21 protein-coding genes are annotated in these 18,093 nt (G+C 37.1%); 11 read left to right on the forward strand and 10 right to left on the reverse strand.

Going from position 1 to position 18,093, the window contains the following annotated elements:
• Window positions 1-18: 18 nt before the first annotated feature.
• The 3 genes from ACIQVU_RS14580 to ACIQVU_RS14590 all read right to left on the reverse strand — a co-directional run bounded on the left by ACIQVU_RS14580 (window position 19) and on the right by ACIQVU_RS14590 (window position 1,604).
• A complete protein-coding gene (locus ACIQVU_RS14580) occupies window positions 19-642 on the reverse strand; it encodes a DUF2238 domain-containing protein (RefSeq protein WP_340808096.1) in 624 nt (207 codons plus the stop codon).
• Between the two features lie 105 nt (window positions 643-747).
• Window positions 748-1,050 (reverse strand): YunC family protein, encoded by a 303-nt coding sequence (locus tag ACIQVU_RS14585; protein WP_340808094.1) that lies wholly within the window; start codon window positions 1,048-1,050, stop codon window positions 748-750.
• A gap of 77 nt (window positions 1,051-1,127) precedes the next feature.
• Window positions 1,128-1,604 (reverse strand): hypothetical protein, encoded by a 477-nt coding sequence (locus ACIQVU_RS14590; RefSeq protein WP_340808092.1) that lies wholly within the window; start codon window positions 1,602-1,604, stop codon window positions 1,128-1,130.
• 124 nt (window positions 1,605-1,728) lie between these two features.
• On the opposite strand from ACIQVU_RS14590, the gene ACIQVU_RS14595 reads away from it, so the two are divergent.
• Window positions 1,729-2,466 (forward strand): polysaccharide deacetylase family protein, encoded by a 738-nt coding sequence (locus ACIQVU_RS14595; RefSeq protein ID WP_340808091.1) that lies wholly within the window; start codon window positions 1,729-1,731, stop codon window positions 2,464-2,466.
• A 66-nt stretch (window positions 2,467-2,532) separates the two neighbouring features.
• On the opposite strand, the gene ACIQVU_RS14600 is transcribed toward ACIQVU_RS14595, so the two are convergent.
• Window positions 2,533-2,784 (reverse strand): hypothetical protein, encoded by a 252-nt coding sequence (locus ACIQVU_RS14600; protein WP_340808090.1) that lies wholly within the window; start codon window positions 2,782-2,784, stop codon window positions 2,533-2,535.
• A gap of 107 nt (window positions 2,785-2,891) precedes the next feature.
• On the opposite strand from ACIQVU_RS14600, the gene ACIQVU_RS14605 reads away from it, so the two are divergent.
• Complete coding sequence (locus ACIQVU_RS14605; RefSeq protein WP_340808088.1) at window positions 2,892-3,683, forward strand: DUF2268 domain-containing putative Zn-dependent protease; 792 nt, start codon at window positions 2,892-2,894, stop codon at window positions 3,681-3,683.
• Window positions 3,684-3,726: 43 nt separating this feature from the next.
• Here ACIQVU_RS14605 and ACIQVU_RS14610 read toward each other — a convergent pair whose 3' ends face one another.
• The 3 genes from ACIQVU_RS14610 to ACIQVU_RS14620 form a co-directional block, all read right to left on the reverse strand.
• Complete coding sequence (locus ACIQVU_RS14610) at window positions 3,727-5,049, reverse strand: CitMHS family transporter (protein ID WP_340808086.1); 1,323 nt, start codon at window positions 5,047-5,049, stop codon at window positions 3,727-3,729.
• 107 nt (window positions 5,050-5,156) lie between these two features.
• Window positions 5,157-5,870: a response regulator gene (locus ACIQVU_RS14615; protein WP_340808084.1), complete on the reverse strand. Its 714-nt coding sequence runs from the start codon at window positions 5,868-5,870 to the stop codon at window positions 5,157-5,159.
• Window positions 5,839-7,458: an ATP-binding protein gene (locus tag ACIQVU_RS14620; RefSeq protein WP_340808083.1), complete on the reverse strand. Its 1,620-nt coding sequence runs from the start codon at window positions 7,456-7,458 to the stop codon at window positions 5,839-5,841. The genes ACIQVU_RS14615 and ACIQVU_RS14620 overlap by 32 nt, the downstream gene beginning before the upstream one ends.
• Window positions 7,459-7,573: 115 nt before the next feature.
• Between ACIQVU_RS14620 and ACIQVU_RS14625 the strand changes: the two genes are divergently transcribed.
• The gene (locus ACIQVU_RS14625) at window positions 7,574-8,086 is read left to right on the forward strand and encodes a DNA-deoxyinosine glycosylase (RefSeq protein ID WP_340808081.1); all 513 of its coding nucleotides are present in this window, start codon (window positions 7,574-7,576) and stop codon (window positions 8,084-8,086) included.
• Here the strand turns inward: ACIQVU_RS14625 and ACIQVU_RS14630 are convergent.
• The gene (locus ACIQVU_RS14630) at window positions 8,083-8,868 is read right to left on the reverse strand and encodes a cytochrome c oxidase assembly protein (RefSeq protein WP_402896132.1); all 786 of its coding nucleotides are present in this window, start codon (window positions 8,866-8,868) and stop codon (window positions 8,083-8,085) included. The genes ACIQVU_RS14625 and ACIQVU_RS14630 overlap by 4 nt on opposite strands.
• A 13-nt stretch (window positions 8,869-8,881) precedes the next feature.
• Entirely contained in the window at window positions 8,882-9,298 is a 417-nt protein-coding gene (locus ACIQVU_RS14635) for a DUF2243 domain-containing protein (RefSeq protein ID WP_402896167.1), read from the reverse strand.
• A gap of 221 nt (window positions 9,299-9,519) precedes the next feature.
• Here ACIQVU_RS14635 and ACIQVU_RS14640 point away from each other — a divergent pair, with 221 nt between their 5' ends.
• The 3 genes from ACIQVU_RS14640 (at window position 9,520) to ACIQVU_RS14650 (ending at window position 12,658) form a co-directional block, all read left to right on the forward strand.
• Window positions 9,520-9,882 (forward strand): hypothetical protein, encoded by a 363-nt coding sequence (locus ACIQVU_RS14640; protein WP_340808076.1) that lies wholly within the window; start codon window positions 9,520-9,522, stop codon window positions 9,880-9,882.
• A gap of 329 nt (window positions 9,883-10,211) precedes the next feature.
• Window positions 10,212-11,843 carry a ribosomal protection-like ABC-F family protein gene (abc-f, locus tag ACIQVU_RS14645; RefSeq protein ID WP_340808642.1) on the forward strand — a complete coding sequence of 544 codons (1,632 nt, stop codon included), beginning with the start codon at window positions 10,212-10,214 and terminating at the stop codon, window positions 11,841-11,843.
• A gap of 59 nt (window positions 11,844-11,902) precedes the next feature.
• Window positions 11,903-12,658, forward strand: a complete 756-nt coding sequence (locus tag ACIQVU_RS14650; protein ID WP_340808074.1) for a hypothetical protein — start codon at window positions 11,903-11,905, stop codon at window positions 12,656-12,658.
• A 155-nt stretch (window positions 12,659-12,813) separates the two neighbouring features.
• Here the strand turns inward: ACIQVU_RS14650 and ACIQVU_RS14655 are convergent, their stop codons facing one another.
• Window positions 12,814-13,305 carry an SRPBCC family protein gene (locus ACIQVU_RS14655; RefSeq protein ID WP_340808072.1) on the reverse strand — a complete coding sequence of 164 codons (492 nt, stop codon included), beginning with the start codon at window positions 13,303-13,305 and terminating at the stop codon, window positions 12,814-12,816.
• A gap of 161 nt (window positions 13,306-13,466) precedes the next feature.
• On the opposite strand from ACIQVU_RS14655, the gene ACIQVU_RS14660 reads away from it, so the two are divergent.
• The 5 genes from ACIQVU_RS14660 to ACIQVU_RS14680 all read left to right on the forward strand — a co-directional run bounded on the left by ACIQVU_RS14660 (window position 13,467) and on the right by ACIQVU_RS14680 (window position 18,074).
• Window positions 13,467-13,934 carry a DinB family protein gene (locus ACIQVU_RS14660; protein ID WP_402896169.1) on the forward strand — a complete coding sequence of 156 codons (468 nt, stop codon included), beginning with the start codon at window positions 13,467-13,469 and terminating at the stop codon, window positions 13,932-13,934.
• A gap of 10 nt (window positions 13,935-13,944) precedes the next feature.
• Window positions 13,945-14,775, forward strand: coding sequence for a helix-turn-helix domain-containing protein (locus ACIQVU_RS14665; protein WP_340808069.1), 831 nt, complete (start codon window positions 13,945-13,947; stop codon window positions 14,773-14,775).
• A gap of 207 nt (window positions 14,776-14,982) precedes the next feature.
• Window positions 14,983-15,957 (forward strand): ABC transporter substrate-binding protein, encoded by a 975-nt coding sequence (locus tag ACIQVU_RS14670; protein ID WP_402896136.1) that lies wholly within the window; start codon window positions 14,983-14,985, stop codon window positions 15,955-15,957.
• Between the two features lie 91 nt (window positions 15,958-16,048).
• Entirely contained in the window at window positions 16,049-17,056 is a 1,008-nt protein-coding gene (locus ACIQVU_RS14675; protein ID WP_340808067.1) for a FecCD family ABC transporter permease, read from the forward strand.
• 22 nt (window positions 17,057-17,078) lie between these two features.
• Complete coding sequence (locus tag ACIQVU_RS14680; RefSeq protein ID WP_402896171.1) at window positions 17,079-18,074, forward strand: FecCD family ABC transporter permease; 996 nt, start codon at window positions 17,079-17,081, stop codon at window positions 18,072-18,074.
• Window positions 18,075-18,093 lie beyond the last annotated feature (19 nt).

An 18,093-nucleotide genomic window follows, 5' to 3' on the forward strand; every position in this document is an offset into this window, starting at 1 on the left:
ATGCTATGCGAAAGCTTGTTATTTGTTTAGCCTTGTTAATAATTTATTATGAAGCTTTGTTAGGACAAGCAATGCTAAAATAGTTCCCAACAGGGCTAAAAACATGTCCCATTGTGCATCCCAACGATCACCCTGCATCCCTAAAAAATCCTTCGCTCCCTTGCTGCCCTTAGAAATTCTTGTGCTTAGCCATTCAATGATTTCATAAAGGGCAGCAATAGCGAGCACAATACTAATTGTGATACCTGTTAACCAAGCACCTTTTGTAAGAGGTGTCTTACGAATTAATATTTCCCTGATAACAATTGCTAATAAACCTTTTAAAAAATGGCCGAAGCGATCATAATGATTGCGCTGTAAATGAAATTCATCCTTTATCCAATTAAAAAGTGGAACTTCTGAATACGTATAATGTCCACCAATAAAAGTAAGAATAGCTAATAAAGCAATAATAAAATAAGACAATGTGGTGAAGCGGAATTTACGATAGAGGGCAACTACTATAATGATTGCAATTATGCCAGGGCTGACTTCAGCAAGCCAATCAAGGTAGGAAGATGGTTGAATAACAGACCAAATAAAAACCAGTAACACAATAATAAGTAGAGTGACATGTATTTGTAATTGTTTATGATGATTCATGCTGGCACGCTCCCTTTATCCTTAGTATGGGAAAGGGCTAATAGGCTTATTCAGCGACGAAAAGAAAAGCGTCTAGTCCACACCGACGCTTTTGTAATAACCTATTTAAATCATTTTTAGTAATGCTTCCACACCTGCCATGCCCTCTGTAATTCCAAGCTGCTCTGCTTCATAAGTAACCGATTCTAATGGAGCTGTTAACAACTCATCAATTGTTTTTACTCCTACTGCGCGACCAGCAATGATTTTCCGATCAACTAAGCGGCTATTTAATAAGCCAACATCAAGTGCTCCACACATAATGTAGCCTGTATTATTCGAAATGGTTAGTAGTGTTGTTTTAGGTAATTGAACAGTTACTGCAGTGAAAAAATGACCTTTAATCATAATAGGCTCAATAATCACCATCAAAATCACTCCCTTTCTTTATATACATATGGAAGTGACAAGTAAGGTGTTCAACATTTTCTTAAAAAATTAAAAGATTACTGTCGATGTTGAATAAATGTCCATATATAAGCGATGCCACTCGCTGTAAATAGGAGTGCAAGCAATGTCCAGCCATTGAAAAAAATAGCATTTGAATAGGTGTTTAGCAGAGGAATTTCAGCAATCTCCGTAACGGAATGATTATGTTGGAAAATAAATAATCGTAATGCTTGGGCTTCTTTAAACGTAAGCCAATAAATCACACTTGAAAAAACTAATAAGCAAATCATCATTAAATAAAATTGTACAGTCTTGAACATTTTTCTAGCTAACATAATAGCAAGCTTAAAGGTTCCTATTATTGAAATTATCAAAAAGGGCGTTAAAAAGATAAGGGGGAAAAGCCCTGGATTGCCATTGCTAATGGAAGATCGCTCTAGCAAAACAGGACCCGTCAAAACATTGATTAAAGCAAAAATGATAGCGGTTATAATAATGCTAATGAAATAAAAAACTACTAATAATTTATTCATGCCACTCCCTCCCAAAACCATTATACAATAGCAGGGCGGCTAAACCTTCACAAGTATAATTCACTGCAATTCGCAAATAGTAAGTTGACGGAGTTCTGTGAATTTGAACTTGGGAGGTGATGCTATGACACGTTTATATGTATTGGTATTGACGATTTGCTTGTTAATCATCTCGGGCATTTTTGTAGGGCAGAAAAGCCATGCTGATAAAGGTCGACATTATTATGAGGAAACAGGTGAGGTTGTGTGGGATATTCGCACACAAGATAAAATTATTGCGCTTACCTTTGATGATGGACCGCATCCTGAATACACTGCGGCAGTGCTGGATTTATTGGCAAAATATGATGCAAAAGCGACCTTTTTTATGATTGGCAAAAATGCTGAAAAATATCCAGACCTTGTTTTACGTTCTTATACAGAGGGGCATGAATTAGCAAATCATACGTATACACACCCATTTAAGGCTTCCATCAATAAACTGCGAGAAGAGCTTCGACAAACAAATAATACGATTTATAGTATTACTGGATTTTCCCCAGTTTTATTCCGTCCTGTTGGTGGAAACTATACAGATGCGATGATTAATGCTGCTGTAAAGGATGGCTATCAGGTTGTTATGTGGTCTTGGCATCAAGATACACAGGATTGGAAGCAGCCAGGCGTAAAGAAAATCATTCAAAAGGTGATGAAGGGGACAAAGCCTGGGGACGTTATTTTATTTCATGATGGTGGTGGAGATCGTACACAAACGATTAAGGCACTTGAAGAAATAATCCCTGCTTTAAAAAAGCAAGGCTATACATTTGTCACAGTATCCGAGTTGATTAAAAGTAAACAGCAGCAAGAGCAAGTCCAGTAAGTGAAAGGGCGTGTCTGATCAAGTATTGTTAGACACGCCCTTTCATATGAAAAGCGTTGGCTATATTTAGAAGAAGATAATGGGTGCAAGGGCAATACCTAAAATAGCCCCTAGTGCAATGCCATAGCCAAAGCCTGATCCTCCGAATCCCCAAAAGCCTAAGCCGTAACCGCGATATCTTCTATCCGGTAGAATCCATACTTGTCTTCTATCTACTTTTGTAATTTCTCCAACGTGTACTTTACCAGATGAATCCGTAATTCTAACACGCTTACCATGATATTGACAGCAAAGATTATAAGCATCAGCTGGACTCACAACGATCCCTCCTTTCTACACTGTTACAAGCTAATATATGCAAATTCATGCATTTATCATTAGCCGATTGTCTAATAAGGCATAAGCTATAAAGGGGGGAGAGAAGAATGACTGTTCAGCCAACAGATATATGGCTGCATAACTTTGTCATACAACAACAGGCAAGTGGCTTGGCGAATGGGGAAATGTTACAGCGCACTATACTTTGTCGTCATTTACTAGAAGTTTTTTATCATGGCTCATTGGAGGAAATACAATTTGAGCTATTACAGCAGGGATTATTCCAACCTGATGAAATAATTGATATCCAGAGCTTGCAAGAACAAAATAGTTGGCAAGTTGTGCAAAAGGAGTATAGAAAATTAAAAGAAAAGTGGAGCGGGCCTAGCATACCTATTTATATTTTTCCTTTAACAGCTAAGCAAACAATAACAAATAAAAACGGCATTGCTTATCCAAATGCACTGTTTCTATTGATTGCTAAGCTTGAGAAGCAGGAGCTTCAGGCATTATTGGCACATGAATATCATCATGTTTGCCGTATGCACTATTTGAATAAGTCTTTACAGGACATGACATTATTGGATTCGCTTATTTTGGAGGGTTTAGCAGAAAGTGCAGTAAAGGAGCTCTATGGTGAGAAATGGCTAGCACCTTGGTTAAATAATTATACATTTGATCATATGCTTGCTCTATGGAAGAAAGATTTTTTAGCGAATATTCATCTTGAAGGGTTAGAAAACCATATTGAATTTTTATATGGCGGCAAGCTTCCCCCATGGATTGGTTACTGTATTGGCTATGCGATTGTGCAATCGTATATTAAAAAGCATTCCTTACAAAATCTTTTGCTAATGTCTTCACAGGATATACTTATAGGCTCAGATTTTCCATTATAAAACCAGCTACCATTGCAGATAGTAGCTGGTTTTTGATCAATTATTAAATAGTAATAATGCCTAGTCCTACAGCGATAAATAATAGAAGGATACTTAATCCCCACATCCAGAAGAAGGAATATCTTAAATGCTTGCCCATTTCTAAGCCAGATAAACCTAGCGCTAGCCAAACTGCTGGTGCAAGTGGTGATACAAATGTACCAACAATATTACCAATAATCATGGCATAGGCAGTTGAAAGAGAATCAATATCAAAAGATAATCCGATTTGTTCCACTACAGGGAATAATGCAAAGTAATACGCATCTGTACTTAATAACAAATCAAATGGTACACCAAGTACACCAATAATGATATGTAAATAAGATAATAAAAACGCTGGTAAAATATTTACAGCATCATTAGCGATGGCTACTAACATACCTGTGCCATTAAGAATTCCTAAAAATAACCCTGCTGCAATAATAATAGATGCCATTGTTAAGGCATTTGGAGCGTGTGCTTGTACACGTGCCATTTGCTCTTTAGGTGAACGATAGTTAATTGGTAGCGCAATGGCTACACCAAGTAAAAAGGCTAGTCCTGCTGGTAAAATACCTGCCACTAAAATGCTAAGGACAACAATAGCAATAATGGCATTCACCCATATTAATTTTGGGCGTTGTAAGCTTGTATCTACCTCTGTTGCAATGATACCTTGACCTACTACTTGATCCTCAGCAGCAATTTCAAGTGTACCATATTGCTTAAGAATACGTTTCTTCTCTCTAATACCAAGAAAGACAGCTAAAATTAACATTAACACAATACCAATTACTTGAATAATAATCAACGGATACCATAATTCAGTAACATCTGTTTCTAATACAGATGCCACACGACCTAATGGTCCACCCCAAGGAATCATATTGACCACTGCAGCAGACCCAGCAATTAACAACAGTAATAAATATGGATTCATGCGTAATCGTAAATATAAAGGTAATAAGGCTGGGATTGTAATTAAAAATGTAGAGGCTCCAGAACCATCAAGCTGTGCAACGACAGAGATAAGCACTGTAATCACTGCTACAGTAATAATATTCCCTCTTGAAAGCGCAATCATTTTATTAATTAATGGTTCGAATAAACCAGTATCCTGCATAATGCCAAAGAAAATAATCGCAAAGATAAACATTACAGCGACACTCATCACAGAGGTTAATCCAGAAGTAAAGAATTCTCCTATTTCATCAAAACTAAAGCCAGCAATTAATGCGGCAATAATAGGCGGAATAACCATTGCAACAAGTGGTGATACACGACCGCTAATTAGTAGTGAAACAATAATAATAATGGTTAAAAAACCAATTATACTTAAACTCAAAATATCTCCTCCCTTATAATAACAACTATTTCAGATTATTTAAAAAAATAACATAGTGTAAAGGAGAGGAGAATAATATAATCATATGTTAAATAAAGAACATATGATTAATTTTGTTCATAAGTTTCACAGTATACATATTTTCGTTCAGGTCTTCCAACAGAACCATAAATAAGCTTTGTCTGTAAAAACTGCTCGCTTACTAAATATTCTAAATAACGGCGAGCTGTCGAACGGCTAGAGCCAATCAGCTCGCTTAATTGTGAGGCTGTAAGCTCCTCTGTTTTTGATTCTTCAAAAATGCTTTTAACAGCCTGCAGTGTATGCAAATCAATGCCTTTCACAAATGTGTCTTCAGCTGCCAGCTTAGCGGTCGATTCATAATAAAATAGCGAATCAATATCCTGCTGTGTAACATTTGTGCTTTTTTGAAATAAATAAAGCTCCTGCAAATACTTATTGAATGCCTGCTGAAGCCGCTGCTGTTCAAAAGGCTTGATTAAATAATCCAAAATGCCTAAATTAATCACTTCTTTAATTAGTTTTATTTCAGTTGCTGCTGATATTACGATAATTTTAATAGAAGGGTAGAGATGACGTATATGAGCGATTAATGAGCTACCTTCAACATCAGGAATATATAAATCTGTTAATATAACTGCTGGTAAGTGAGCTGCAGTCTTTAGCTTATCAATTGTTTCTTGACCTGTACGCAAATTTTCAGTGACACTAAATCCTTTAATAGCATGGACATAGTCTGCATGAATTTTAGCTACTCTAAAATCATCCTCAACAATCCATACGTGTTGTAACGGTGTCATGCTCATTGCCTCCTTTCGGAATGAAAATTAAAAAGCATGCTCCAGGTAAATCACCTGTATCTAATACAATATCGCCATTGATTTCTTGAAGGGCTTGCTTACTAATAGCAAGACCATGTCCACGATCCATGCCCTTTTTTGTAGAAGTACCCTTTATAAAGATGTGATCATACACATCATTGTTAATGCCTGGTCCATTATCTTGAATTTCCAATAAGTAATGATTTTTATAATCATTAATAGATAGCTGAATTCGTTTATCAGGAAGCGTGACATTTTTTAAAGCTTCAATTGCATTTTGTAGCACATTGCCAAGTGCCGTTAAGAGAGCATTTTCTTGTTGCTTCGATAATTGTATTGTTGAAGGAATATCTTGAAGCTCCAGTTTAATGCCAAGTTCGGCAGCTTCTGCAATTTTTCCTTGTATTAAAGCCAATAAAAGCGGCGATGTAATATTACTATTTAAAAAGGCTTGATTTTTAAGCTGGATATTTTGCTCTTCTTTAATAAACTCGATGGCTTCGTTGTAATGCTTATGGACAAGCAAGCCTAAAATAATATGCAGCTTATTGGCAAATTCATGCGTGTATGCTCGTTGGACATTTGCATATTGCTTAATTTGCTTTAATTCATCAATAATTTTTTGAATATCCACCTTTTTTCTAAAGGTATATAATGAACCAATTTTCCTTTTTTTATCAACTAAAGGAGCTTTATTTAAAATAATAATATGCTTTTCAAGGGGAAGCTCTAAATTATGAATAACTTCCTCTTCAACAATTTTTGGTGTGAAAATATGCTCAATTTTTGTACCCATCCACTCTGGTAATGATTTATGATGCGTGGAGTCAAGTATCTCATAGGCACTTTTATTAATCGTTGTAATTTGATGCCATTGATCAACTGCAATGATTCCCTCTTCGGTTGTTTCTAATATTACCTTGTTTTGCTGGTATAATTTAGCGATTTGATTAGGCTCCATATTAAATAATAATCTTCGAATATAAATGGATATAGCAATAGCACCAAGTATACCCACTAAAAGAATAATAATGATATATGTGCTCCATTTATGCATATAGCTATCAATAATTGCCTTAATATTGTTTGTTAAAAAGCCAACAGAAACAACACCAATGATTTTATCATCCTGTATAATTGGTGCTTTGCCTCTAATTGATTCACCTAATGATCCCATTGTTTTTGATATATATGCTTGTCTATCAATTAATACAGCATCATTATCGCCACCAACCATTGTACTGCCAATTTTATCTGTAATAGGGTGTGAATAACGAATACCTTCAGCATTGCCTACAACAATGAATGCTGCATCAATATCAGTACGTATCGATTCTGCAATTGGTTGAATCACTTCACTTGGATTGTCCTCATTAAAAGCAGCAATAATCTCCTCCATGGAAGCAACTGTTTTAGCAATATGTAAGGCTTCTATACCCATTTGCTCCTCCGTTATATCACGAATATGTGTCTGCAAAAGATAGACAAATATCCCACATATAAAAAGAATGAGAATGCTAATTAAAAAAATCATTTTAGCTGTAAGAGATTGAATCCATTTTTTCATATTTCACCTCTGTATAGATGATTGTTTAATAATAAGTCTAACATAAATTCAAGAAAGGGCTTAAAAATGGTAAGAGGCACAATATTTATTTACAATAAGGGAAGAGGTGATGGTAATGTCACAAGCAATAAAAAATGTCTTATTGCCAGTTGTAGATGCATCGACAAAGGTGTTAATTGTTGGCTCAATGCCGGGGAAGCAATCATTAGAAAAGCAACAATACTATGGTAACCCACGCAATCACTTTTGGCCTATCATCGGCGAACTATTAGGAACAGCTATCCCTGAGGAGTATGACGAGAGAATCGCATTATTAAAAAGCAATGCGATTGGTCTTTGGGATACTATTGAAATGTGTGAGCGGAAAGGAAGTCTAGATGCAGCAATTCGTAATGAAAAGCCAAATGATTTTCATACACTTTTTGAAAATTACCCTAATATTCAATTGGTGCTTTTTAATGGGGCGAAGGCATTTGAGGTTTTTAAAAAGCATCTTGGCTTAGAGCTTTTAGAGGGGAGAACCTATCAAAAAATGCCATCAACGAGTCCGATACCAGGAAAAAATATTAAATCCTTTGCTGAGAAATTAGAGGATTGGCGAATTATCCAATCCTATCTATCTGACTAAACAGGAATGCGATTTAGTCGGATAGATTTTCTTGTGCTTTTAAACCATTGATAAAAGAGAATGACAATAAGTATGATTTCAATGGTGTCACCACCGTAATACATTATTATGGCGCCTAGCTCTGCCTGCTCAGCTGGTACCTGCCAAGGGGGAAATGCATAAATATATTTTGATAAGATAGAGTGGGTTGCTAATGCTATTAATAATATTAGTGAGCGAAAAATATACGAGTATGGATGTGGAGTTGGATCAATATAAATAAAGGCAATTGTAAACACATAGCCTGCTAGAAAAATATGAATATGAATCAATACATATAACAGTAAGCTGCTATGCATAAGGTCAAAGAGTGGCGTTGTATAAAGCAGCCATAAGCCGCCTACATTTAATATTGAGGCAATAATTGGATTACGAATAAAACGACAATAACGATTTTTCATTGTACGAGAAAGTGCACGTGCCATATTTACTGGTAAAGTCCTTAATAGGAGCGTAATGGGTGCTGCTAATGCCATCAGAAGTGGTGCAAGCATACCAAACAGTAGATGCCCTATCATATGTGCTACAAAATGATGATGCATTAGCGATGCCAATGGACCAATAACAGTGGAGATGGCACATAAATTGCCGAAAATCCAGCATATGGTGTGGAAATAAGGCCATTGCTTTTTATGTTGATTGGAAAGAATAACAGCTACAATATAGGCAATAAGGGCAATAAGAAATGGCACAGCCAGTATGAGCTGCACAATAATAGGGAAATTTTGAGTGTGAGCATGCATGAGTAACTACCCCCTAATGTCCTTTTTGATTAGTTTGGACTAATAGAATAATGCCAATAACGATTAAAATAGCCGCTACTACATTCCAAACAACATCATAGGGAAGAATATTGACATTGTAGCGAATTTGATGAAGCCTCATCAGCTTATGCTGAATAATTCCATCATATAGCTGGAATATACCAGCCCCAAGAAAAATACCCCCAAGCCATCTTTTCAACCAAAATGCATGCTTTCGATGAAGATCAGCGAGTAAAAAAGCTGAGCCAATCGTAGCAAAAAAGCTAAATACATGAAATAAGCCATCTGATACTAAGCCAATATTTGTTGTAGATTTATCATAGAAATGATGCCAATGCAATAATTGATGGAAAAGAGCTTCATCGATAAAAGCCACTGCTCCAAGTCCAAATAATATACCCGTCCACATATTGCGTTGCTTATAGTGAGTGCGGTTTTCATGATGATGATTTTTTTCTTCATCTATTTTTGATATGGTCAAGCTAATCACCTCAAATAAAATTTCCTCTAGTCTACCCATGAGGTAAGGTTGGATATTCAATGTAAAACATCCCGAATATGTGTTTAGGCAATGGCTCAATGGTTAAGTGCCCTTTTACATATATTGAGTAATGTAAAAGGAGGGTTTATGTGTATAATAATCCATTTAGAGATGGCAATTTTATAAGAAGTGGCTGGGATGACTATGATGATTTTGAAACAACATCCTTTGGACCGTCCCATTTTGGGTCACCGCCAGCAGGGCAAATGCCAATGAGTACACCGCCAGGCTTTTCGCCGCCAATTCCTGCATGGCGAGTAGGATCAAGTGGAATCCGAGCCTGTTTATTTAGAAATACGTATATTTGGATGAACAATGGTAGAAGCTTTTGGTTTTATCCAACTGCTATAGGGAGAGAGTTTATAGTAGGGTTCCGTTGGAGTCGTAGATATGGCTGGCATTTCCGTACAATTATAAGAAATCAAATTCGTTCCTATGAATGTTTTCAATAAAGTGCTAGCATTGATTTTTCCAAAAATGGTGTTACAATGATGGTAACAAAAGATGAAGGGACGATGGGTGGCTAATGAATAACTAATCTTATTTTTTGCATATGAAATTTTATATTTCACAAACAACAAAAATAGGATTAGTCCGCCCATTTTCTATATATAGCAGCTTCAATACCTAAAAACTGCCTGTTCTCTCTTTGATATACAAAGTAGAAAGCACAGTATTTTTCGTATTGGAGTTATGAATGACGTATGATATTGTCGCGACTAATCCTTCCAAAATACTTGGAGGGATTTTTTTGTTCCTCCAGCTTGAGAGGATGGATATGATGAAAGAGCTTTTAAAATTACAGAATGTTCGTTATGACATAAAGGATACATTATTATTTGAGCATGTGACAGGAACAGTGAAGCAAGGAGAGATTATTGGCATTATTGGTAGAAATGGTGCTGGAAAATCTACATTATTGCAGTTGCTTCAGGGAGCATTATTGCCAACAGCAGGAGAGATTCAAGGGCTGGGAACGACAAAGATTGCCTATGTTGAGCAGGAGCTCGCTTATTTTGAGAGGCTGGATATTTCAACAGAGGAAGCAGATTTGCTGGCAAAATGGCAGGTTCCAAATATAGCATTTTCAGCATTAAGTGGTGGAGAAAAGCTGAAAATGCGCCTTGCAGAAGGTTTTTCACAGAATGCTCAATTGCTATTATTAGATGAACCCACGAACCATTTAGATGAACAAAGTACCGCTTTTTTAATTGAACAAATACAGCATTATAAGGGAACGATTATTCTTGTATCACATGATCGTTATTTTTTAGATAAGGTTGCCACAAAAATTTGGTCGATTGAGGAGAAAACGTTAATTGAGCATAGTGGTAACTATACAAGCTATATGGCTGAACGGGAGCATCGAAGATTAACACAGCAGCGAGCCTATGACAAGCAACAAAAAAATATTGCGCGTATTGAGGCACAAATGCAGGAGCTAACAGCTTGGTCGCAAAAGGGTCATGCACAATCAACGAAGCTAGAAGGCTTTAAAGAATATCATCGTGTGAAGGCGAAGCGCCTGGATTCACAGGTGAAATCAAAGAAAAAACGCTTGGAGGCAGAGCTTGAAAAGGCAAAGGTTGAGGCTGTAGCACCAGAGGCAGAGGTTCGTTTTTCCTTAGGTACAAATCAGCGTGTTGGCAAGCGCCTGTTGGAAACAAAGCATTTGTCGTTGAGCTTTGGTGAACGCGCATTATTTAAAGATGTTACGATTACAGCCCAATATGGTGATAAAATTGCAATTACAGGTAAGAATGGTAGTGGAAAAACAAGCTTTTTAAAGGTGATTTTAGGTCAGTTAGAGGCTGATGGCGAAATATGGCTTTCTCCTGCTGCAAATATTGGCTATTTGACACAGGAGGTCTTTGATTTACCACTTGACCAAACACCAGCGCAATATTTCTATAAAGCAACATTTGAGGAGCAAGGTAAGGTTCGAAATCTTATGAAAAATCTAGGGTTTACAGCTACACATTGGACATCTGCGATTGGTGATATGAGTATGGGAGAGCGCGTGAAATGTAAACTAATGGCTTATATTTTAGAAGATAAAAATGTTCTTATTTTAGATGAACCAACCAATCACCTTGATCTACCTTCACGTGAACAGTTAGAGCATACACTTGCACAGTATAATGGCACATTATTTGTTGTGTCACATGATCGCTATTTTTTAGAGAAGGTAACAAATGACGTATGGGAGCTTCGCGATCAACGTGTAGAGAAAAAGTGGATGGCTACTACACCAAAGCAGGCTGATGATCAAGAAGCTCTACGCCTAAAGCTTGAAACAGAGCGACAAGAGATATTGGGTAAACTAAGCTTTTTAACGGCGAAAGATAAGGATTATGCCATGCTTGATCAAAAGTTTAATGACTTAACAAAGCAAATCAATGCACTAAAGTAGTCTAATGTTTAAGCTAACCTTCATCAGGGGAAAATAGTAAAAAGATGGAGGTTAGCATAATGAAAAGAACAATATTTATTATGTTTATATTAAGTATTGGTATTGTAAGTGCCTGTTCTACTAATGAACAACAGCATCAAATAGACGAGAGTTCAGATCAGATATCTACAACACAGCCTAGTAATGAAAATAGTAAAACACCTATTGAAGTTCTTCAGTATATAAAAGAGGAGCTACATTCAGCTATACCCCTTAACATGCCAACAACATTACCAGTGGCAGAAGGTGCGTTTTTAACAGCAACAACAAAGGTTGAAGAAAATCAGGTGGAGATTATTTTTTATGAAAGTAAAGAAGATTTACCTATTAATGATATTCGACTAAAAAATTCAGCAACAGTAATTTGCAGGCTGTTAGTGAAGCAATATCAAAGTATGGAAGGAGCAAGCACACAAGTGGCTTTTGATAATTTTAGCCAAAATGGAGGGCAAGAAGTGGACCTTGGCTACAATATCACAGGCTATCAGGATGCAGGAGCGGGATCATTATGGACAGGCTGGAACGAGGGACGCTGGGCACTTGCTACACATACGCGGACAGATAACCCAGAGGCAGGTACACAGCTTGCAAAGCAGGCAGTTGAATATTTAGAAAGCCATATGCTCCCTATTCCAAAGCAGTATGGTATGGCACAGCTAGATGTTTATCAATCAGGCAATTTAATTGTTTGGCAGGATGAACAGCTTGTTTACACACTCGATATGATAAAAGACCCTTTACAAGCATTAGAAATTGCTACAGCCTTTTATCAATAAAAAATCCTAGAGCAGTTGAAGCTCTAGGATTTTATTATGGTTAAAGGGGGATAGCGATGAATACTCGCGGAGCCAAGGTGAATACTCGCGAAGTTAAGGAGATTACCCGCGGAATCGAAGTAAATACCCACGAAGCAAGAATAAACATTCCCAAGCTAAGAAAGCTTTACTGCCTCTGTAAGCTTCTGATATTCAACAAAGTGCTGCTGCCAATTTTCCATTGGGAAATGCTGGTGCTCAATACCATTCAAGACATTAGCTAATAGATCAAGGCATATATGCCAGCCAGCCAAATCCTTTGGCGTGTGGTCTGTTAATTCTTGAATGGTTTCTATTAGTAGTAATAATGAGCCATTTGCTGTAGAAGATAGCTCAAATCTTACTGTATCAGTAGCCCAATCAAATTCAAGCACCTCTTTTTCAATATAGTCTGTAATCGTAATTTCCTCATAGGCATCTGTTCCATCATTCATATTAAAATGAATTTTTCCATCTTTATGAAGGGCAATAATTTCTAAATTGCCCATCCATTTTTGAAGGTTTTCATTTTTCGTAATAGCTGCCCACACAGCGTCTACGGAATAGGGAAGTGGGCGTTCAAACGTTGCGACATAGTGATTAGTTTGCTTTTCAATAGTAGCTAGCATTGCCTTCCTCCTAATTTTAGGTTTCTTTTCATTATAGGTGTCATAGGTGAACTGTGAAAGCAAAAAGCTACAGAAGAATGATAGTATTATTGTAGATGGGAGGTATAGTTATCAAATACCAACAAGTGACGAATATACATGATTTTAATAAAGCAAAGATTATGTTTCCAGAAAACAACAAGCAAATCATTCAGCACTATGAACTATCACTTTACTGGATAAAGAGCTTGAGTGATATTTCGGAGGTTCAATGGCGTATGCCTATTGAACCGGGGAAGTGGTCAGTTGCGGAGGTAATAGGGCATCTTTCTCCATGGGATGAATTTGTGTTAAATCACCGTATTCCCTTTTTCTTTGTTAAAAAATGTTTACCGAAAGGGCCGGATGTTGCATGGATGAATACGATAGCAGCGAAGAAAAGCCGCGAACAATCCATGGAGGAAACAATTAAAAATTTTATTGCTACAAGAAGTCAATTGTTACAAGCTGTTCAATCATTTTCTGATGAACAATGGCAGCAGTTATTTACAGTTGGGCAGTCAGAGATAACTGTAATTGCTTACTTCATAGGGTTAGTTAATCATGATTTGCACCACTTCTCACAAGTTCAGAATGTGATACATGTATAGGGGTTAGCATATGGATATCAAATACATTATTGATTACTTTGCACATGCGTCAGTAAAGTTTACAGATGTTTTTATAAAAAGAATGGAGCCAGGTGAGGTTGATATAGGTAGAACAACAGCGCCAGAAAAGTGTGGGTTGGTTGTGCCGCTTGCAGGTAGTGCTATATTTAGCTTTAATGGCACATCTTATGAGCTAGAGCCGGGAATGATTGTCCATGCAGGCCCTCAAATGTTAATAGAGGTGAAGGCGACTGGTCATAAAATTTGGGAGTATGCAGTAATTCATTATAATTTGCCTATAGCAGAAGCGGTTCTTTTTCCGTTAGCAGAACAGCATTTTTTAATTCGTACAGGCTATAATCCACAAATTATTAATGATGTCCAGCAATTAATAGAAAGCTATCTATTACCGAGTAATATGGCTATACTGAAGTCTAAAACATTATTTATGAACTTGCTGGAGCATATTCTTATAGCGGCAAAAATGCAGGTGCTTGATAGCGCTAGCGAATTGATGGAGCGGACATTGCAGTATATCCATGAACATTATACAGAGCAGCTCTCCGTGTCAAATATTGCACATGAGTTTGGTATTGAACGACGCCGTTTTGCGCATTTATTTGAGCAGCATACAGGCATGAATCCAAGCACTTATATAACGGAGTACCGTATACGACGCGCCAAAGATTTATTGGAATATGGTGTGATTCCTATAAGCGAAATTGCAGAAGCTGTTGGATATGCAGATTGTTTTTACTTTAGTAGAGTATTTAAAAAATGCACAGGCTTATCACCTTCAGCTTATCGAAAGGTAAAAATGGAGGAAACGAACTATATATAAAAGCTGTTTCTTTAAAAAAGAAGCAGTTTTTTTATTATAGAAATCGGCAAAAATCCATGTCGTTTTCAAAATCGTCCATTCACAATCTTTTTTCACTTTGTTAAGATAGCATCTGTAAATGATAATGAATATCAATTATATATTGACATAAGTATGAAAATGATTATCATTATCAATATAAACATGATTTGTTAGGAGAGAATATCTATGAATAAATATTTTAAAATGTGTGCCCCTGCACTTTTAGTATTATCACTGGCTGCATGTGGCACAGATAAGGCACAGGAGCCTGCATCTACATCGCCAGAAACAAGTACAGTAGAATCACAGGGAGAGCATGCTGCAACACAGACAATTACATACTTAGGTGAAAAATATGAGCTTCCTGCAGAAGTGCATAATATCGTTGCTGCAAGTTTAGAGTCAATGGAAGATGCTGCAATGCTTGGTATTCAGCCTGTAGGTGTACTTGAAGTTGGTGGTAAAGTTCCTGCATATTTAGCATCAGCATTTGACGGTGCTACACTTATAGGCAATAAAATGGAGCCAAATGCAGAGGCTATTCTGAAGCTTGATCCAGATGTTATCGTAGGTACTTCAAAATTCCCTGAAGAAACAACTGCAAAGCTTAATAAAATTCAAACGATGATTCCTTACTCACATATTTCAACAGACTGGAAGGATAATTTAACAGTGCTGGCACAGCTTGCTGGTAAAGAAGAGGATGCTAAAAAAATTATTGCTGACTATGAAGCAAAAGTGGCAGAGGCACAAGTAAAATCTAAAGAACAACTAGCTGATAAGCAAATATTAATAATACGTGTGCGTGGTGGCATGATGTACATCTATCCTGCAGGTGTCTATTTAAATCCTGTATTGTATGAAGATTTAGGCGCACCAATTCCAGCTATTGTACAAGCAGCTAAGGCACAGGATGAATTATCACTGGAAGCATTGGCTGAAGTAAACCCAGATATTATTTTCCTACAATTTGAGGAATCTGAAAATACAGATTCGCCAAAGGCATTAGAAGAACTACAAAAGAACCCAATTTTCACAAGCTTAAGGGCAGCTCAAAATAATCAGGTTTTCGTCAATACAATTGAGCCATTAGCACAAGGTGGTACTGCTTGGTCTAAGGTGAAATTTTTAGATATTGCTGCTGAAAAGTTACTGCAATAGTATAAACAGGCTGGTAGTAGATTTGGTGATGTCACCGGACTATTACCAGCCTTTTGCTCAGTAGAAATATATAAAGAAAAAGGTGTGAAAGTTGAAAAGAACAAATATAATGCCGTTTTCAATATTAGTGTTATCTCCTATTCTTATAGCGCTTGTGGCACTCATTTCTATTGTGTATGGCACAAAAGATATTAGTGCGATTACGGTGTGGCAGGCAATCACTGCGTTTGATGCTTCAAATGTTGATCATCAAATTATACGGACAGGTCGCATTCCTAGAGTAGCTGCGGTCTTGCTAGTCGGAGCTTTTTTGGCGGTTGCTGGTGCAGTGATGCAGGGGATTACACGAAATTATTTAGCATCACCTTCCTTAATGGGTGTTAATGATGGCTCAGCTTTTGTTATTACATTGACGATTGTCTTTTTCCCGGGCTTGCCAAACTATCAAATGATTTTATTATCAATGCTAGGCTCGGCATTAGGAGCAGGAATTGTTTTTGGCTTTGGCTCATTAATTCGCAATGGCCTATCACCAGTAAGGCTAGCGATTATTGGTACGGTTATTGGCACATTTTTAAGCAGTGTTGCTACAGCAATTGCAATGTATTTTCAAGTATCGCAAACAGTAAGTGCTTGGTATAACACAAAGGTACATATGGTAGATATGGATATGCTTATCCTTTCGATTCCATTTGGTCTAACTGGATTGATCTTGGCTTTACTATCTGCAAAAGCGATTACCATTACTTCGCTAGGTGAAGATATTGCCATGGGACTTGGACAAAAAACAAAAGCTGTCAGAATCATTAGTATGCTGGCAGTAGTCTGTTTAACAGGTACAGCTGTAGCACTGGTTGGAAAGATCGCCTTTGTTGGGTTAGTTATACCACATATTACACGCTTTCTTGTTGGTGTGGATTATCGCTTTATTATCCCTTGCGCTGCTGTAATTGGGGCCTTTTTCTTAGCGCTTTGCGATGTTCTTAGCCGCTATGTGAATTATCCATTTGAAACGCCAATTGGTGTTTTAACAGCCTTGGTCGGTGTGCCATTCTTCTTATATTTAGTTCGTAAGCACGGAGGTGAAAAGCGTGCGTAATAAAGCCTCAAGTGTATTTCTAATGACGATGCTGATGCTATTGATTTTGGGTGCGAGCTATTTACATATTACAAATGGTGTTTTTGATATGTCTGTGATGGATATTATGAAAACATTGCTGCGTATTGAGTCAAATTCAAACTTTGACCTTGTTATCTTTGAGTTTCGCCTACCTCGCATTGTAATTGCAGCATTTGTAGGTGTTGGCTTAGGGATGGCTGGTGTTGTTTTACAAGGGATAACACGTAATGGATTAGCAGACCCAGGTATTTTAGGAATTAATGCTGGAGCTGGGGCAGCCGTCGTTATTTTTATGTTTTTCTTTCAATTAAAGCTAGTGAGTGCAGATATGAGTAGCTGGATGTCCATTTTAATGATGCCATTGTTCGGCTTTATCGGTGGAACAGTTGCGGCTATATTGATTTTTTCATTTGCTATGAAAAATGGTCATTTAGATATGCAGCGTTTAATTTTAACAGGGATTGCCATTAATAGTGGCTTTGGCGCATTATCTTTGTTTTTATCCTTAAAAATGAGTGCGCAGGATTTTGAATCTGCTGCTATTTGGATGGCAGGCTCCATTTACAATGCCAATTGGATTTTTGCACTGACAATGTTACCTTGGCTCCTGATCTTAGGAATTTATGTGCATAGAAAATCGTATTTATTTGATTATTTTCAGCTTGAAGAGGATAACATTACAAGTTTAGGAATTGCTGTTGAGAAAGAGAAAATAAAGCTGCTATTAGCTAGCGTGGGTCTTGTAAGTGCCTGTGTATCCGTATCAGGAAGCATTGGCTTTATCGGTTTAATGGCGCCACATATTGCCAAGCAGCTTGTTGGTATTCAACATCGTTATGTTATGCCAGTAAGTGCGCTAATTGGTGCTGGTCTGTTAATCTTAGCTGATTTTATTGGCAAAACCATATTTGCACCATCTGAGTTGGCTGTTGGTATTGTTGTTTCGATTATTGGAATTCCGTATTTCTTATATTTACTGGTGAAATCTAAGGCATAGGAGGAAATGGTGTGCAAAC

The organism is Lysinibacillus sp. NPDC098008, from assembly GCF_044760715.1.
GTDB lineage: Bacteria > Bacillota > Bacilli > Bacillales_A > Planococcaceae > Lysinibacillus.

Coding starts and splice junctions, on each gene's coding strand:
- ACIQVU_RS14615 (WP_340808084.1), bottom strand. CDS start 5,870: ATGACACCGTTACAACACGTATGGATTGTTGAGGATGATTTTAGAGTA.
- ACIQVU_RS14680 (WP_402896171.1), top strand. CDS start 17,079: ATGACGATGCTGATGCTATTGATTTTGGGTGCGAGCTATTTACATATT.
- ACIQVU_RS14595 (WP_340808091.1), top strand. CDS start 1,729: ATGACACGTTTATATGTATTGGTATTGACGATTTGCTTGTTAATCATC.
- ACIQVU_RS14580 (WP_340808096.1), bottom strand. CDS start 642: ATGAATCATCATAAACAATTACAAATACATGTCACTCTACTTATTATT.
- ACIQVU_RS14590 (WP_340808092.1), bottom strand. CDS start 1,604: ATGAATAAATTATTAGTAGTTTTTTATTTCATTAGCATTATTATAACC.
- ACIQVU_RS14605 (WP_340808088.1), top strand. CDS start 2,892: ATGACTGTTCAGCCAACAGATATATGGCTGCATAACTTTGTCATACAA.
- ACIQVU_RS14625 (WP_340808081.1), top strand. CDS start 7,574: ATGTCACAAGCAATAAAAAATGTCTTATTGCCAGTTGTAGATGCATCG.
- ACIQVU_RS14655 (WP_340808072.1), bottom strand. CDS start 13,305: ATGCTAGCTACTATTGAAAAGCAAACTAATCACTATGTCGCAACGTTT.
- ACIQVU_RS14665 (WP_340808069.1), top strand. CDS start 13,945: ATGGATATCAAATACATTATTGATTACTTTGCACATGCGTCAGTAAAG.
- ACIQVU_RS14620 (WP_340808083.1), bottom strand. CDS start 7,458: ATGAAAAAATGGATTCAATCTCTTACAGCTAAAATGATTTTTTTAATT.
- abc-f (WP_340808642.1), top strand. CDS start 10,212: ATGAAAGAGCTTTTAAAATTACAGAATGTTCGTTATGACATAAAGGAT.
- ACIQVU_RS14585 (WP_340808094.1), bottom strand. CDS start 1,050: ATGGTGATTATTGAGCCTATTATGATTAAAGGTCATTTTTTCACTGCA.
- ACIQVU_RS14670 (WP_402896136.1), top strand. CDS start 14,983: ATGAATAAATATTTTAAAATGTGTGCCCCTGCACTTTTAGTATTATCA.
- ACIQVU_RS14630 (WP_402896132.1), bottom strand. CDS start 8,868: ATGCATGCTCACACTCAAAATTTCCCTATTATTGTGCAGCTCATACTG.
- ACIQVU_RS14650 (WP_340808074.1), top strand. CDS start 11,903: ATGAAAAGAACAATATTTATTATGTTTATATTAAGTATTGGTATTGTA.
- ACIQVU_RS14660 (WP_402896169.1), top strand. CDS start 13,467: ATGTTTCCAGAAAACAACAAGCAAATCATTCAGCACTATGAACTATCA.
- ACIQVU_RS14635 (WP_402896167.1), bottom strand. CDS start 9,298: ATGTGGACGGGTATATTATTTGGACTTGGAGCAGTGGCTTTTATCGAT.